The 16,793-nt window shown below is 40.4% G+C and carries 14 protein-coding genes and 1 other annotated feature; of the genes, 3 read left to right on the forward strand and 11 right to left on the reverse strand.

All coding sequences use genetic code 11. The features are described 5' to 3' along the window. Window positions 1-60: 60 nt before the first annotated feature. A complete protein-coding gene (locus ACZ5AE_RS23035) occupies window positions 61-498 on the reverse strand; it encodes an RDD family protein (protein WP_464566852.1) in 438 nt (145 codons plus the stop codon). An 11-nt stretch (window positions 499-509) separates the two neighbouring features. Beyond that, the gene (gene sppA, locus ACZ5AE_RS23040; protein ID WP_464566853.1) at window positions 510-1,520 is read right to left on the reverse strand and encodes a signal peptide peptidase SppA; all 1,011 of its coding nucleotides are present in this window, start codon (window positions 1,518-1,520) and stop codon (window positions 510-512) included. A 155-nt stretch (window positions 1,521-1,675) separates the two neighbouring features. On the opposite strand from sppA, the gene ACZ5AE_RS23045 reads away from it, so the two are divergent. Beyond that, window positions 1,676-2,476: an NAD kinase gene (locus ACZ5AE_RS23045; RefSeq protein ID WP_464566854.1), complete on the forward strand. Its 801-nt coding sequence runs from the start codon at window positions 1,676-1,678 to the stop codon at window positions 2,474-2,476. A gap of 32 nt (window positions 2,477-2,508) precedes the next feature. On the opposite strand, the gene rarD is transcribed toward ACZ5AE_RS23045, so the two are convergent. The 7 genes from rarD to refZ all read right to left on the reverse strand — a co-directional run bounded on the left by rarD (window position 2,509) and on the right by refZ (window position 10,750). Beyond that, window positions 2,509-3,438 (reverse strand): EamA family transporter RarD, encoded by a 930-nt coding sequence (rarD, locus tag ACZ5AE_RS23050; RefSeq protein ID WP_464566855.1) that lies wholly within the window; start codon window positions 3,436-3,438, stop codon window positions 2,509-2,511. 146 nt (window positions 3,439-3,584) lie between these two features. Beyond that, entirely contained in the window at window positions 3,585-5,171 is a 1,587-nt protein-coding gene (mbcS, locus tag ACZ5AE_RS23055; protein ID WP_464566856.1) for an acyl-CoA synthetase MbcS, read from the reverse strand. 137 nt (window positions 5,172-5,308) lie between these two features. Then, window positions 5,309-5,515 carry a small, acid-soluble spore protein, alpha/beta type gene (locus ACZ5AE_RS23060; RefSeq protein WP_464566857.1) on the reverse strand — a complete coding sequence of 69 codons (207 nt, stop codon included), beginning with the start codon at window positions 5,513-5,515 and terminating at the stop codon, window positions 5,309-5,311. A gap of 97 nt (window positions 5,516-5,612) precedes the next feature. Further along, a complete protein-coding gene (thiI, locus tag ACZ5AE_RS23065; protein WP_464566858.1) occupies window positions 5,613-6,821 on the reverse strand; it encodes a tRNA uracil 4-sulfurtransferase ThiI in 1,209 nt (402 codons plus the stop codon). Then, entirely contained in the window at window positions 6,818-7,963 is a 1,146-nt protein-coding gene (locus ACZ5AE_RS23070; RefSeq protein WP_464566859.1) for a cysteine desulfurase family protein, read from the reverse strand. The genes thiI and ACZ5AE_RS23070 overlap by 4 nt, the downstream gene beginning before the upstream one ends. 218 nt (window positions 7,964-8,181) lie before the next feature. Then, window positions 8,182-9,870 carry a septation ring formation regulator EzrA gene (gene ezrA, locus ACZ5AE_RS23075; RefSeq protein ID WP_464566860.1) on the reverse strand — a complete coding sequence of 563 codons (1,689 nt, stop codon included), beginning with the start codon at window positions 9,868-9,870 and terminating at the stop codon, window positions 8,182-8,184. Window positions 9,871-10,117: 247 nt separating this feature from the next. Beyond that, window positions 10,118-10,750 carry a forespore capture DNA-binding protein RefZ gene (gene refZ / locus ACZ5AE_RS23080; RefSeq protein ID WP_464566861.1) on the reverse strand — a complete coding sequence of 211 codons (633 nt, stop codon included), beginning with the start codon at window positions 10,748-10,750 and terminating at the stop codon, window positions 10,118-10,120. Between the two features lie 153 nt (window positions 10,751-10,903). Here refZ and ACZ5AE_RS23085 point away from each other — a divergent pair, with 153 nt between their 5' ends. Beyond that, entirely contained in the window at window positions 10,904-11,383 is a 480-nt protein-coding gene (locus ACZ5AE_RS23085) for a GAF domain-containing protein (protein ID WP_464566862.1), read from the forward strand. A 25-nt stretch (window positions 11,384-11,408) separates the two neighbouring features. Here the strand turns inward: ACZ5AE_RS23085 and megL are convergent, their stop codons facing one another. Further along, complete coding sequence (gene megL, locus ACZ5AE_RS23090) at window positions 11,409-12,587, reverse strand: methionine gamma-lyase (RefSeq protein WP_464573717.1); 1,179 nt, start codon at window positions 12,585-12,587, stop codon at window positions 11,409-11,411. A 350-nt stretch (window positions 12,588-12,937) separates the two neighbouring features. On the opposite strand from megL, the gene rpsD reads away from it, so the two are divergent. Then, window positions 12,938-13,540, forward strand: a complete 603-nt coding sequence (gene rpsD / locus ACZ5AE_RS23095) for a 30S ribosomal protein S4 (protein WP_464566863.1) — start codon at window positions 12,938-12,940, stop codon at window positions 13,538-13,540. Window positions 13,541-13,650: 110 nt separating this feature from the next. Here the strand turns inward: rpsD and ACZ5AE_RS23100 are convergent, their stop codons facing one another. Continuing rightward, window positions 13,651-16,416 carry a transglycosylase domain-containing protein gene (locus ACZ5AE_RS23100; RefSeq protein WP_464566864.1) on the reverse strand — a complete coding sequence of 922 codons (2,766 nt, stop codon included), beginning with the start codon at window positions 16,414-16,416 and terminating at the stop codon, window positions 13,651-13,653. 146 nt (window positions 16,417-16,562) lie between these two features. Continuing rightward, window positions 16,563-16,777 (forward strand) — a binding site (T-box leader). The last annotated feature ends 16 nt before the right edge of the window (window positions 16,778-16,793 follow it).

Consider the following 16,793-nt stretch of genomic DNA (forward strand, 5'->3'; position numbering starts at 1 on the left):
CCTGATATTATCTCCCATAGGAAAAAAAATAAACCTGCCGAATTGAATCGGCAGGCTGAATTATGATTCAGTATGAATAACGGTCGTATCAGTAAAAAGGTCGTGCAAACCTTGTTTTTTAGGTAAAAAGGCGACAATAATATAGCCGATAACGATCGTGGCAGAAATAAAGCGGCCAATCCATTCCCTATACAAAACTGTCCCCCATGTAAGCCTATCCTGATCAAGGTTTATGACTTTCAGTCCAAATACCATTTTTCCAAGCGTTTGGTTAAAAAACTTGGTCATCAATACAAAATATAAGTAAAAGACCACTGCTGATGAGATAGAAACTGGTGAAAACATATTAAATTCAGATAATGATATATTCAATAAACGGAAAAGAGGATTGATTAATATTCGCTCTAAACTGCCTACAACTATCAAGTCAAGCAGAAATGCCCAAAAGCGCATCCAAAAACCGGCATAACGAACAGGCCTTACTTCATTCATGTCCATTTGCTTTCCCCCTATTCTGCATATAGATACATGAGACGCGGCGAATTTGGTTTGGAAAGGATTTTCATCAAACCGGCCATTTCCGCACTGTCGCCGAGCCATTTTTGTGCTTGAAATTGAAACATGGAGGCAAAGCCAAGGTCATCCGTATAGCGGACTACTTTTGCACCTTTTAGCTTTTCATTCTTCTTCATTTCCGAAATAACATCATCTAGGTATCCAAACCCATCAATTAAGTTCAATTCCTTTGCCTGATGTCCATCGTAAACACGGCCATCAGCAATCTGTTTAACCTGGTCAATCGTCATCCCCCTGCCCTCTGAAATGACTTTAACAAATCCGTCATAAGAGTTATCAATCATCTTTTGTAGGATTTGCCGCTCTTCCTCAGTCATTTCTCTTGTCGGACTCATAATATCCTTATACTTCCCGCTCTTTATCGTGACAAAATCAACGCCGTATTTATCTGCTAACCCCTTATAATTGATTCCTTCCATGATTACCCCGAGGCTCCCTGTCAAAGTCTCAGGGCTGGCATAGATTTTCTTAGCAGCCGTTGAAATATAATAGCCCCCTGAAGCCGCCATTGAGCCCATTGAAATATAAACTGGCTTTTTCGTTTCTTTCTGAATTTCCTTCAGCTTATCGTGAATTTCTGCACTTTCAACGACGCCGCCACCTGGGGAGTTGACCCTGATAATGACCCCCTTCACGGAATCATCCTCTTTAATATTGTTCAGTTTTTTCATAAAGCCCTGATGATTATAGCCTGAGCTTTGCAAGAGCGAGCCCGTTTCTCCAGTATCCTGAATGACCCCATCCACATCGAGGATGACTATTTTCTTTAATTCGCTTCCATCATCAACCACTTCCTCAGTAAAGGGTTCTTCCCCTGCTGCCATCAATTCACTAAAATCTGTTTTGATACCTTTAAATGCAAATGCTGACAAAAAGTTAATTAGAATTGAAAAAATAAATAATGCCGCAGCAATTCCTAGTGCAGCCCAGCGTTTACCACTCATATGTATCCCCCTTTTTAACGATTTTGTTAAATTTCCCTAGCTGTTCTCATATTGTTTCAAAAAAATGCTAAACTATTTTGAGATTACTATTATTTTATCAAAATTTGGATTTTAACAGGGCTATATATTCGAATTATTTCCAGGGGGGTTAATATATGCCAGAAAGGCAAATGATTTATTATGATTATAAACACGATAATGATACCCTCATTAAAGCGGCCCCTCTTTTTGAAGCCACTGAGCGCTATGGCTTTACGATTGTAGATGATTATCGTAAAGCAAATATCATTGCCAGTATCGGGGATGACGGAGCTTTTCTTCAGGCCGTAAGAAAAACCGGTTTTCGTGAAGATTGCCTATATATGGGGATATCCACCAAAAACAATTTAAATATGTATTGTGATTTTCGTATTGGCGAAACCTCAAATATGATTAATGCCATGCTGAAAGAACAGTTGGAGGTCCGACGCTACCCGCTTATCGAAGTTTCTGTAGATGGGAAAGGAACTTTTACGTGTCTTAACGAATTCAGCATCCGCTCGTCTATTATTAAAACCCTCGTCATTGATGTTTTTGTGGATGATGTGCATTTCGAAACCTTCCGCGGGGATGGACTGATTGTTGCGACACCAACCGGAAGCACTGCCTATAATAAATCAGTGCGGGGAGCGGTCGTTGATCCGCTTCTCTCCTGTATGCAGGTAAGCGAGGTTGCTTCAATTAACAACAACAATTACCGTACACTTGGCGTATCGTTTATTTTGAGTGGAGAAAGGGCGCTTACACTTAAAGTTGTTTCAGAGGAAAATGATCACCCGACAATGGGGATGGATAATGAAGCACTTAGCATCCGCCATGTCGATAAAATCAAAATAGAATTAAGCGACAAAAAATTAAAAACGCTGAAATTAAAAGATAATTCTTTTTTTGAAAAAGTTAAAAGAACGTTTTTATAAAGAAATGCGGCAGACGAAGTCAGCCGCATTTCTTATACTGTGGTTTTTTCTTTTCTTAATTTAAACGCTTTTTCCGGCAGAATTTTCGTTTTTGATAGAGAGTAAATGGTTAGTGCTGACCAGATGAAGATGAAGGAGAGCAGCTGCACTTTTGAAAAATGTTCATTATAGACAAATATCCCTAGTAGTAAAGTTAAAGTCGGAGAGATATATTGTAAAAAACCAAGTAATGATAATGGAATTTTTTGTGCTCCCTTAGCAAAATATAAAAGAGGTACTGCTGTTGCGACACCTGCCCCGATTAAGAGCAAATCCGTGCCAATTCCTTTATGCATGAACGCCATGGACCCGTTGATAAACAAATATCCTATATAAATAACTGCAAGCGGCGTAACCACTAGTGTCTCTAAAGTCAATCCAACGGATGATTCAACGTTAACAAGCTTTTTTACAAGCCCGTATAATCCAAACGTCAGCGCCAAAACAATGGCTACCCACGGGAATGTGCCATGGGAAATGCTGATGATTAATACGCCAATGGCTGCCAGTCCAAAGGATATATATTGATAAAATGATAGCTTTTCCTTCAGGACAATCATTCCCAATAAAATACTGACTAGTGGATTTATATAATAGCCTAGGCTTGTTTCAATAATATGGCCATTATTGACCGCCCAAATGTAAGTAAACCAATTTACGCTTATTAACAAGGAAGCAGCAATTAAAGCATACATTTGCTTCTTCCTTTTAGCAAAGCCCCTTAATGTTGCAGTAAACAGCCGCATTTTCCTAGTAAAAATAAGAATAACAAGCATTAAAATAAACGACCAAACAACACGGCTGGCTAATATTTCATCCGCTTGCACGTCTCCTAAAAGTTTCCAATATATTGGCAGCAATCCCCAAAGCAAATAGGAAACAGCGGCATAGATAACCCCCTGCTGCGTTTCATTCTTATTCATTAATTCCGCATCCCCAATTCTTTCTATTCTCGAAATACTCCTTATTATAACTTGAAACAGTATGGATTGGGGATTTTTCTGCCTGACAAATTTTTCATTCTATTATAAAAGGCACGCGGTTAGACCGTGTGCCTTAATGGAAACATTTATAGATTTTTGGCTGATTCCAATTCCTTTTGACGAAGCTCGACTCTTCGAATTTTTCCGGAAGTGGTTTTTGGAAGTTCTGGGATATACTCTATTTTTCTTGGATACTTATATGGGGCTGTCAGCGTTTTGACATGCTCCTGAAGGGTCTTTGTCAATTCAGGATCAGCTTGGTTCACATTCTCTGTAAGAACGACAAAAGCTTTAACGATATTTCCACGGACTTCATCTGGACTTGCGACAACCGCACATTCTTTAACAAACGGATGCTTAACAAGGGCATCCTCGACTTCGAATGGTCCAATTGTATAGCCGGAGCTGATAATGATATCATCGCCTCGTCCTTCGAACCAGAAATAGCCGTCTTCATCCATTTTCGCTTTATCTCCGGTAACATAATAATCACCGCGGAATTGCATGGCTGTTCTCTCCGGATCCTTATAGTAGTTTTTAAACAGGGCAGGAGTTTCGACGTGTACCGCAATATCGCCTACTTCACCTATGCCGCAAACTTGGCCTTCTTCATTAATGATTTCAACACGATTGCCAGGCGTGGGTTTGCCCATGGAACCTGGTTTCAACTCCATACCTTTTGTAACTCCAACAAGCAATGTATTTTCTGTTTGACCATAGCCATCCCGAACATCCAAATGGAAATATTTACGGAATGTATCAATAACCTCACGATTTAGTGGTTCGCCAGCTGATACTGCACTATGAAGATTCGGCAGCTGATAGTCAGCTAAATTATCGACCTTCGCCATTAAACGATATTCCGTTGGTGTACAGCATAGGACATTGACGTCATATTTCTGAAGCAGGCTTAAATATTTTTTCGGCTCAAATTTGCCATTGTAAACGAATCCTGTTGCCCCAGACCCTAATACCGACAGGAACGGGCTCCAAATCCACTTTTGCCACCCTGGGCCGGCAGTCGCCCAAACCGTATCCCTCTCTTCGATGCAAAGCCACTTGGCTGCTGCTGTCCGTAAGTGTGCAAAAGCCCATCCATGCGTGTGAACAACCCCTTTAGGGTTGCCTGTTGTACCAGAGGTATAGGATAAGAAAGCCATATCATCACGGTTGGTTTCCGCAAGTGGGAATACATCTGATGCTTCTTTCATTTCAGCATCCAATCGTTTCCAGCCGCCCACGTCTGCCCCGATTGTAAACTTGACTAGTTTGTGTACTTCCGAAATGTCTTTAAATTGATCGACATATGGATAATAGCTAATAATTGATTTTACATCTCCGTGGGTAATACGGTACTGAAGGTCCTTCTCCCTTAGCATTTCCGAGCTTGGAATCACAACCATACCTGCTTTTAACGCTGCGAGATAGACAACGTATGCCTCAATCAGCCGCGGGACTATGACAAGAACTACATCACCTTTTTGTAGCCCATTCTGGGCAAAGACATTGCAGGCTTGATTTACTTGCTTCATTAAATTTTCATATGTAATCTCTTTAGTTTCACCTGATTCATTTTCCCATTTAAGGGCTAATTTGTGTGGGTCCTTCGCAAACCGCTCAACCTCTGCTACAAGATTGTATTTCTCCGGTGCAATTAAATCTTCTCGCTTCATTAATATCCCCTCCACTTGGTAACAATGTATTATATTTGATGTTATTACCTAGTCCCAATTATACGCCCTTTTCTGAAAAATAAAAAGAGAGAGCGAGAAAAAATCCCGCTCTCTGTAGCCATCATATTCTTTTTTAATTAACGAGAAAATCCGCCGCCTAATTGTGATTCAGCCATTGCTACTAGACGTTTAGTGATTTCACCACCAACAGATCCGTTAGCGCGTGAAGTAGTGTCTGCACCAAGGTTTACGCCAAACTCTTGAGCAATTTCAAACTTCATTTGATCAAGGGCTTGTTGAGCACCTTCAACTAGCAATTGGTTGTTGTTATTGTTGTTAGCCATCTATACTCACCTCCTTGTGAGTATAGAATGTGTAGAACACTATAGCTTCATGCAAATTTAGAATTGGTAAATGTTCACAAAATATTCTTAAATACGTTTAAAATAATTCACTGAATTCCGAATGAGATTCACGGTCAGGTTTTATTACAAGCGTTTCAACTTCCTGTACAGCCTCTTGGATTAATGGTTCAAAATCGAAATAACTTTCGTATTGATTTACCTTTTCTCTTTTTGGCTTTGTTTTCGGTGATGCAGGCACAAAAATAGTGCAGCAATCTTCATACGGCCGATTTGAAATTTCAAGTGTATCAATTTCACTCGCGATTTTAATGATATCCGTTTTGTCCATCGAAATCAAGGGACGTAAAATCGGTGTATTGGTCACTTCATTAATCGCATACATGCTCTCAAGTGTTTGGCTGGCAACCTGGCCAAGGCTTTCGCCGGTAATAATGGCCAACCCCTCTTGTTTTTTGCGGATTTCATCCGTTATGCGGAGCATCATTCTTCTTGTCGAAGTCATCGTATAATTTTCAGGGACCTGTTCGCGGATAGCCTGTTGAACATCGGTAAATGGCACAATATGAAGCTTTAATGAGCCGCCTGCCATCTCGGCCATTTTTTTTGAAAGGTCAATAACTTTTTCTTTTGCACGTTCACTAGTAAACGGCGGACTGAAAAAATGAACTGCTTCAATTTCCAAGCCCCGCTTCATTGCCATATATCCCGCTACCGGGCTGTCAATTCCTCCGGAAAGCATCAACATGGCTTTACCGCTTGATTCTGAAGGAAGTCCGCCCGCTCCCTTTATTGTTTCGCAGGACAAATAAACGGCCTCTTTACGTACCTCAACTCGTAAATTAATATCCGGATTTCGAACATCTACCTTGATCCCGGGAACGTTTATTAATAAATGGCCGCCTATCGCATTATTGATTTCATCCGTATTCAGATCAAAGGTTTTATCTGATCTTTTGGCAGTTACCTTAAAGGTTTGCCCTTCTTTATAGAGCGACTTTACTAATGTTAAAGACGCTTCTTTAATGGTTTCTATTTCCCTCTCAACCTTTATGGCCGGACTGAAGGACTGAATCCCAAATATATTCTTTAATTTTTTCATGATTTCTATCCCGTTTTCTCCATTTAATAGGACATACATCCGATCACGGCTGGCTTCAATTTTGATATTTGGAAACGGGGCCAGGGCAATTCTCACACTTTTTCTAAGCTTATCAACAAATTTATTGCGATTTCTTCCCTTAGTAGATATTTCCCCGTAGCGGATTAATATACGGTCATAATTCATTTATTCATTACCCTTCCTAAATGTTTTACTGTTTCCTCAATCACTAAGATTGCCTTCCTTGCTTCTTCTTCTGTATTGTCAAAGCAAAGGCTGATTCTTATTGCACTTTCAGCAAGGTCTTCAGGCACTCCCATTTGAAGCAATGTATTGCTAGGGGCCTTCTTTTTTGATGAGCACGCACTCGTGGTTGATAGAAAAATGTTTTTCTGCTCAAGTGCATGAATGAATACCTCTGATTTGATCCCTTTTAAAGAAAAATTTAAAATATGCGGTGCTGAGTTTTCAATTGGAGTATTGATTTGGATCTCTTCAATTTTATTTAACTTATTTCTTAACAGGTTTTGAAGCTTAGCCATGCTCTTTATTGCCTCAGCACTTTTATCCAGTGTCATCCTGAGTGCTTTTGCCATTGCAACAGCACCGGCGACATTTTCCGTGCCACTGCGGATTTTCCGTTCCTGATTTCCTCCGGAAAAAAGCGGTGCTATCCTGACCCCTTCACGAATAAAAAGGGCACCTGTCCCCTTTAATCCATGGATCTTATGAGCCGATATGGATAATAAATCTATCCTGCTTTTGTATATGTCTAAAGGAACCTTGCCAATTCCCTGAACCGCATCAACGTGGAATAATACGGATGGATGACTTTTTAACAAGCCGCCCATTTCCTCAATGGGTTGAATTGTGCCAACCTCATTATTAACCTGCATGATAGAAACCAATATGGTATCTTTTCTGATTGAGCTTTTTACAACATCAACAGAAACACGCCCATCCTTATCAACAGGGAGGCGGGTTATTTCAAAACCTTCCTGCTCTAGCTGCTCCATTGCCGTTAGAACGGATGGATGTTCCACACTTGATGTAATCAGGTGGCGCCCCCTGTTTCTGTTACCTAAAGCTGCTCCTTTAATGGCAAGATTATTGCTCTCAGTACCACCCGAGGTAAAATACAACTCATTCGGTTTAATCCCAATGAGCTTGGCTGTTTGTTCTCTTGCCTGAGATAGAAGCTTTTCTGCTTGTCCCCCAAAACTGTGCAATGAAGAGGGATTTCCAAAATATTCACTGGAAACAGTTAGAAATGAGTTTAATACTTCCTTATAGGGTTTTGTCGTTGCACTATTATCAAAATAAATCATGGTTTACAACCTTCCTTTAACACCACTTTGCCGAAATAAATCTTACCACAAATTATTATCTTGAAAAAGTAAATGAGAAACTAGCCGATTGGCGAGTCCGATAGGACGGTTCTTGAGGCGTAGTTGTATTTACGCGTTAAGATAGTATAAATCTTTCGACAGAAAGTTTATGCTTTCTTATTACCAAAGAAAAAAACCGATATGACAATCGGTTTTTCCTAATCAACAGCTACAGGTGTCTTTATTTTTTTCAATGCGTCCGGGTCGATCCCCTCTATCGTAGCAGCAGCCTGCTCCAATGCTTCTTGATAATTATATCGTCGAAACGCCTCTTCTGCATTTCTTAATCCATTTGCAACAGAAGGATACTGACTCCGATATCGGTTCCCGTATTGGATTGCCTTCTCAGCAAGCGTAACATTTTCAATCAATTCCAAAGTGGTATTTACCAATTTATCAACCGATAGTACAGCAATCTCTAAATACTGATTTAGTGCCGCTATATTAAGAGGCTTTTCCTCGAGCTGGTATCTGACATTTTGGATACTCTCGTTAGTATCCTCAAATAAGAATCGATATTCTTCAGGCAGTCCAGGAACATTATGTTTTTGAACAAGGCGGAAGGTTTCTCCAACCTTTTTCGCCAATTCTTTGACTTTGTCTCTAGCTTCCAGTTCGTCCTTCCTAAGGGCTTGAAGTTTAAGGGCAAAGGTTTGCTGCTCCTCATGGATGAGTTCTAAGTGTTCCTTTATTTCATTTAATTCCTCACTAATGATGGACTGAGCTGTTTGGTTTTGCTTTATTTTCTCTGTTACTATTTCAAAGCGTTTATACACAGCCGCAAGCTCTCTTTCCAAATTGTTCAATGTTTCCAAATCCTGATTAGCCAATTGGTAGGTAGCCTGTACATGAAGGACTTCCGATGCAAGATATTTATTAACCTCTTCTGCATCAGCAAGAAGACTGCCTGCAGCCTGTTCATTTTTCTTCACAAAATGCTTCGCATGTACCTCTTTTTCTAAAAGGTCCAAAAGAATATCGACCCGCTGTTTTATTTCTATATTTCCATCCTGAGCCTGGTCAACGTCACCTTTTTCAATTAAAGCTAAATTTTCTCTGACTTTTTCCTCAAGACGCTCCATTTCTGTTTCCACATGGACATGTTCTAAATAATACCCCTGTTCCGTCATTTCCCGTAAACCAGACCTCACCTCGGCCAACTGGCTTGGAATCAGCGACTGGCATTCAATTAACAGTTGTGGAATTAAATCCATATTATTCTTTATACCAGTTAGTTTATCGTGAATGAATAATACGACTTCACGTGCCTCCAAGTAATTTCCTTGGTCTGTCTTTTCATCGAATTCATGAAATTTCCCCATGATCTCAGTTAGTGCCGCTTCCAGATGTTTCTCGGTATTGCCAAAGCTATGGCGATGTGCGAGCAAGGTTTTCTTTGTCTCTCGATACAGCTCCTTCAATTCCTCAATTTCTACCCGGTTCTTTTCCTCGCTTCCAACCAGTTCATGAAGCTCTTCGATAATTTTGTTTACTTGATTTTCAGTTTCTTGTAATTTTTCCGTGATTTTGCTTTGAGCCTCTTTTGCTTTTTTGAATCTATAGCGGTCTATGTATTCTTCTGCATCAAACAGCATTTCTTCCAAATCCGGCAGTTTGACAGTCACAATATCGTCCCATTCATTCCGCCAGCGCTCAAAAAGCTCTTCTGTTTGTCCGGTCATATTAAGCTGTTTTACTTTTGCCATTTCATCAGGAATTGGTCTATTAAACAAATCAATTTTCCAGGCCTCGAGATGGTCCATTTCTTTAAAATGCTTTTTCTTTATTAGATATCCTAATACAAATATCGCAAGAATAAGGATGAATAACCCTATTATATATTTCACTTGCAAGCCTCCTATTCCGAACAGCTGACATTCTCATCTATTTAATAATCCGTTAATGATTAAATTCGATGCCTTAATGATACCATGTATACGACAATTTTTGACTAGTAATTTCAATTTTTTTGTAAAAGAAAAACAAAAAAAGCACTCTGCTGCAAAAATTCATCATGACAGCCAGTGCTTTACCTTTTATTAGATGATTTTGAGGGAACTTTACAGCTGAGGGCTTTGATTCAATTCCTGGACTCTACTTTATAATCGCTTCTTTTTTTATTTGAATCTCGGAACAAAGGGTTTTGTCAATCCATTGATAAAGGTCCTTTAAATATTTTTGCTCAAAAAACTTTTCATTTGGGAAAACATAGAGGACTTCTCTCATGTAATGAGTATTCATAAAAGGCATCATCAGGAGACCCTTTAGCTGAATAATTAAATAAGGAATCGAATGTGGCCGAAATTCATTCCACTCAAAGCCCCTTTCAAATATCTTTTGAAAGTAATATTTTTCCTTCAAGGAATAAGTGGCCATAATTTCTCTTACCATTTGCGAATCAATTGACATTTCCCTGTACACAAAGCTGGCAAGCTGAATGTTTTCCCATTGATAATGGAACAGATCCGCCACGACACGCTTCAGACAAATTGCTGCCCCTTTTTCAATGGTGGCAAAAGCAGCTTCCATTTTATTGATGTATTGTTCAAAAAAATAGGTAAAACAATATTCTAAAAGCCCCTCTTTGTTTCCAAAGTAGTAAGCAATGGTGGCCGTATTTACTTTCGCAGCATCGGCGATATCCCTAATCGACGTTCCTGAGTAGCCTTTGGAATTGAACAACAATATAGCAGCTGTGACAACCGAATCCTTTGAACTTTTCTTCATCCCTTTTCCCCCTTTTCGAGCACAAAATCCCCTAATATAATTGTTCTTTTTCTTGATAAGGATTCCTTTATGAAAAAGTCGACAAAGTCTGCTTTTTTTCTTTTCAATCTGCTAAAATAGACTATAAAACTTTAAGAAATAGGGGGAAAAGGGATGTTTAACGTCGAAATGTATAAAGGGACCCGTGAAGAAAATTACGAATTGGTAAAAAAACAGTTGAGTGCTCTTATCCATGATGAAAAAAATCAAATTGCCAATTTAAGCAATGCTTCCGCCCTTTTAAACCAATTTTTAGACCGGATTAACTGGGTTGGATTTTATTTGTTGGAGAACGGAGAACTAGTGCTTGGACCATTTCAAGGCCTGCCTGCCTGTATCCGCATTCCGGTTGGAAAAGGTGTATGCGGGACAGCAGTCCAGAAAGCAGAAACAGTTCGGGTCGCAGACGTGGATCAATTCCCGGGCCATATCGCCTGTGATGCTGCCTCCCAGTCAGAGATTGTTATTCCACTTGTAAAAGGTAATCAGGTTATAGGTGTCCTAGATATTGATTCACCAGAAAAAAACCGCTTTGATGAATTGGACCAAGAAAAGCTTGAGGAATTCGTCTCCATCCTAGTTGAACATTTATAAATGAAAACTCGCCGATTGGCGAGTTTTATATTTTATCAAGTGCTTGTTCCAAATCCTCTTTTAAATCCTGCCATGCTTCAAGACCGACGGACAGCCGGAGTAATGTATTGTCAATTCCCATTTTCAGCCGTTCTTCTTCCGGTACGACCGCGTGAGTCATTGTCGCCGGATGCTGGATTAATGTTTCCGCGTCTCCCAAACTTACCGCAATTTTAATTAATTTCAATTGGTTTATAAAATGCTGCGCTGTTTCCCTTGTCCCATGAAGTGAAAAGGAAAGCAGCCCGCCTGCTTGTTTCATTTGTTTTTTCATTATGGAATAATCAGGATGATCCGGGTCACCAGGATAATATATATCCTTTACTTTTGGATGACCTTTCAAAAATCCGAATAACTTTAGGGCATTTTCAGAATGACGATCCATTCGAACCGGCAGGGTTTTGATGCCTCTTAGCAGAAGCCAGGCATCAAACGGAGACATGGTTCCGCCTAAATCTTTATGAACGGTCTTGGAAACCTTTTTAATAAACTCCTGCTTCCCGACTACTAAGCCAGCAATAACGTCACCATGGCCGCATATATATTTTGTTGCACTATGAATGACGATATCACAGCCGTGCGCGAGCGGCGTTTGGATATAGGGAGAACTAAAGGTATTATCCACAACTACCGGAATCCCCTTCTCTTTTGCGACCGCTGCCGCCAATTCTAGGTCAACAAGTTTCATAGTTGGGTTGATTGGAGTTTCAATATAGATGCAGGAGGTATTGGGGAGAATTTCAGATTCCAAGGTTTCTGCCGAATCCATTTCGGAAAAATGATGATCGATGTCAAATTTCTCCTTCATCAATTGTAGTAAACCAAATGTACAGCCATACAACCCTTTAGAGCAAAGAATATGACTTCCAGACTTTGTTAAAGCCAGCAACACCGCGCTGACAGCAGCCATTCCTGAAGAAAAAGCCAATCCGGCCTCTCCACCCTCTAGTGCTGCTATCCTTTCTTCTAGAACTTTTACCGTAGGATTCCCCAATCGCGAGTACACAAAACCCTCTTCCACACCGGCAAACCGCTTTTCTCCCTGTTCCGCATTGGCAAATGTAAAAGTAGACGTTTGATACAACGGTGGCACTAAGCTTCCTTGATGCCGCTCGGGACAATAACCGGCATGAATCACTTCCGTTTCAAAACGAGCTTTCTTCATTTCCAAAATGCAGCTCCCCTCCTGCTTGAAACCGTTTTCAATTCTCTGTAGTATATGTTTAAAAAGAATGGTCTGTTAAAATCTCTTTATCTGATTGTTTTCAGTGCTATAATAAAAGTTAGCTTGACTTACAACGAATAAAAGTTATATAATACTCCTTGTGTAAAATATTGCAGCCTATGAAACGACTTTAGCTGCTCCATTTTGTTCCTCGCAAGAGCTTCTTGCGAAGGTGCATCGCGTAACCCTTAGCTGCTAGGGCGATGGTGCATGAAAACAAAATGGCTGTTATCGATGTTTCGTTACGGTTTTTATTTTACCAAAATAAAAACTTAAAGGAGGAGTCATTCATGGCTCGATATACCGGCCCAAGCTGGAAATTATCCCGTCGTCTTGGAATCTCTCTAAGCGGCACAGGTAAAGAATTAGAAAAGCGTCCTTACGCTCCTGGACAACATGGTCCAAACCAACGCAAAAAGCTTTCTGAATACGGATTGCAGTTACAAGAAAAGCAAAAGCTTCGTCATATGTACGGAGTTAACGAGCGTCAATTCCGCAACCTATTCGAAAAAGCTGGCAAATTAGGCGGCGTTCATGGCGAAAACTTCATGGTTCTTCTTGAGTCTCGTCTTGACAACGTAGTTTATCGTTTAGGTCTTGCACGCACTCGCCGTGCGGCTCGTCAGTTAGTTAACCACGGCCACATTTTAGTTGATGGCGCTCGCGTTGATATTCCATCATACCGCGTAGCTGCTGGTCAAACCATCAGCGTTCGTGAAAAATCTCGCAACCTTGATGTGATCAAAGAAGCAATCGAAGCAACTAACTTCGTTCCTGATTATTTAACTTTCGATGCTGACAAATTAGAAGGTACTTTCACTCGCTTACCAGAGCGTTCGGAATTACCTGCTGAAATTAACGAAACTCTTATCGTCGAGTTCTACTCTCGTTAATTTGTATTTAGCATTCGGAAGGCCCCAGAATTTCAATTCTGGGGCCTTTTTTTGTTGCTAGAATGAAAAAAGGAGGTCTCATAATTTAATTTTGAGACCTCCTTTAAAGGTTACTGCTGAGGTAGTTGAGGTAATTCAGGTAAAACTCCTACTTCCACTACATTGGAAGGCGCGGATTCATTTCCTGCAATATCAACTGCCGTTACATAGAAGCTTCCGCTTCCAACATTATAGGATAGTGGGGAGCCGCTGTTGATGCTTGCAATCTTCGCACCAGAAAATCCGCCCTGATATACACGGTAGCCGACGATATCATTGTCTGCAGCTGCGCTCCATGTAAGGGTATTACCGGATACGTTTAAAGTGACACTATCTGGCTGCTTGCCGTTCTCTGCCATTTTAGCACTTGAGACAAGCACATTGTTCCATCTGCCCCTGTTTGGTATAAGCTGGCTGATATTCTTAAAGTCATTGCCTACCATTCTGGTAATAAAATCCGGGTTTAAGATTGTTCCATACTGGGTAAACTCTTTTGGCGTCGAATCAAGGGCCAGATATTTTTTACCGCCGATGGTAACATAATTTCCTTGGATTAAACTATCATCGACTTTAGTAGGAACATCTTTGGCATTGAAATAATCACTTTCAACCAAGCCTGCCTTTGAACACGCCGCTGACGGAAGCATGCCCGAAACCGCACAATATGAGGATTTGACAATTCCCTCAGGCATTTGGAAGCCTTCTTTTGGAGCAACTAAATCCGGTTTAACTTTATAAGCAGCATTCATCAGTTCAGCCCAAAGATTATTGGTCCGTTGACTGTAGGACATCCCATTAGTTTTTAACGATTTCTGCGTATCATATCCAGTCCAAATTCCAAGTGTTACATTCGGATTGAAGGCAACAAACCAGGAATCAAAATAATTGTTACCAGTACCAGTTTTGCCTGCCCAATCAGCACTGAAATTCAGTTTGCTCTTTACACCTGCTGCTGTACCCATTTTTATAACATCGCGCATCATATCTAGGGTCAAGAATGCAGTCTGAGGTTTAAAGACATCAACAGGTTTTACTTCATGCTGATAGATAATTTTACCGTCCTTGTCGACAATTTTATCGATCAGGTAAGCATCGATAAATTTCCCGCCATTGGCAAAGGTACTAAAGGCATTTGTATTTTCTTCAACAGTCACGCCGTTATCCATGGACCCGATTGAGGTAGCTAGATTCGTGTAGTCCCCTTTTGTTAGCGAAGTAAAGCCCATTTTTTCCAGATACTGTGCTGGGCGCTGGTCCACGATTTCAGAGTATAGCTTTACAGCCGGCACGTTATAGGATTTGGCCAAAGCATAACGTGCTGATACTAGCCCGCTATAACTTTTGTCGTAGTTATGAGGCCATGGTGTACTTATACTTTTGTCCAGCCTTAGAGCAACGTCCGGAAGAGGGGTTCCGGGTGCGGCTTTTCCCAATTCAATTGCCGGCCCATAAACCAGCAGCGGTTTCATTGTCGAACCGTTTTGACGGATTGCACTGGTCGCGTGATTGAGCTGCTGTTTATTATAATCCCTGCCGCCAACAAAACTGATGATTTTCCCCGTACTATTTTCAATCAGTTCTGCACCAACCTCAACAGGTTCCATTATAGTTTTCTTTTCACCAGTTTCCGGGTCTTCTTTTTCCTCCGGTTTATCTGGTCCGTAATATTTGTAGTTATCTTTTACTACCTGCATCGCATCGTATATATCTTTGTTAATGGTTGTATGAATTTGATAGCCATTTTGCCGCAGATTATGGCTAGCCATCGTCTTATACTTGTAATAAAGGTTTTCATCTTGTTTTAATTCTTTTTCAGTATGGCCATCTTTCTTAGCCAATACAGTGGTCAGAACATCAATGGCCCGTTTCTCAATTTCGACCGTCAGCCAAGGATAGTTATCAAGCGGATTCGGCACTGACGGTATAAAATCCTTTGTAATGTCATAGGCTGATGCTTCTGCATATTGCGTTTCATTAATATATCCGCCATCATACATTCTTTTTAAAACCGTTTTCATCCTTGTAATTCCCGGCTCTAAATTATTCTTTACGGTCCCCTCCCTAGTAAAAGGGGTATAGCCAAATGGGCTTTGCGGTAATCCAGCAATAAAGGCAGCCTGCGGCAATGTCAGTTCGCTCGCATTTTTACCAAAGATCCCTTTTGCGGCAGCCTGGACACCGGCAATGTTTTGCCCTGAAGAATTTCTTCCAAGAGTAGAAACATTCAAATACGCTTCAAGAATTTCCTTTTTATTGAAAAATTTCTCAAGGCGAAGGGCCAGTAATATTTCATTTGCTTTTCTCTGGAAAGAAACTTCATTCGTTAAAATCTGATTTTTTATTAGCTGCTGGGTTAAAGTACTTCCTCCAGATTGAATAGGGGAATTGGTAACTTCTTGAAAAAGGGCACGGAAAACCGCTTTCGGAACAACCCCTTTATGCTGGTAAAAGTATTCGTCCTCCGTTGCAACCACAGCGTTGATTAGGTAATCTGAAACTTGATTTAATTTAACCTCATCACGGACAAGGTCTGACCGAAGTCTTCCTAAATAAACATTATCAGCAAAATATAAGTCCGATGTTTCTGTATAGTTGTAAATATCTTTTTTCATACTTTCGTATGAACGCACGGGCTCATCCTTGACGAGCGAGGCAAAATAACCGGCTCCTACACCTGTTGCAAAAGCCCCTACAAGGACCACAACCGTTAATAAAAGCAGAAACAGGTTCCAGAAAACCTGATACGTAATCCTGGCACCTTTGACAGTTTTTTTATGAGTAATAAAATTAAGGAGGGAATCAGCTTTTTCCTTCCATATTTGCCACTTTTCTTTCATAGCATCACCTCTAATAAAATCACATCCATTATAGCATATCAATGGTATAGAATTTGACAGGATTCTACATTTTTCTAAAATTTCCATTTTACCGTTTGACTTTATCTTTAATATATGTTAAAAAATCAATAAGCATTTTTTTATAATTTAAGGCTTTGAAGGGAATCAATTGTAGTTCTTCTATCCCTGTAAATAGAGAGGCAGCGGCCGGTGAAAGCTGCCACATATAGAAGAGTGAATTACATCCTGGAGCTTTCTCTGTGAAGATGCAGTAGCGGAGAACGGTTCAAACCGTTATTTTTTTCAAGTTGGAGGAATTTCCTCAAGCTGGGTGGTACCGCGTATAATTTACGTCCCTGCATAATTGCAGGGGCGTT

The organism is Neobacillus sp. S1227, from assembly GCF_055385255.1.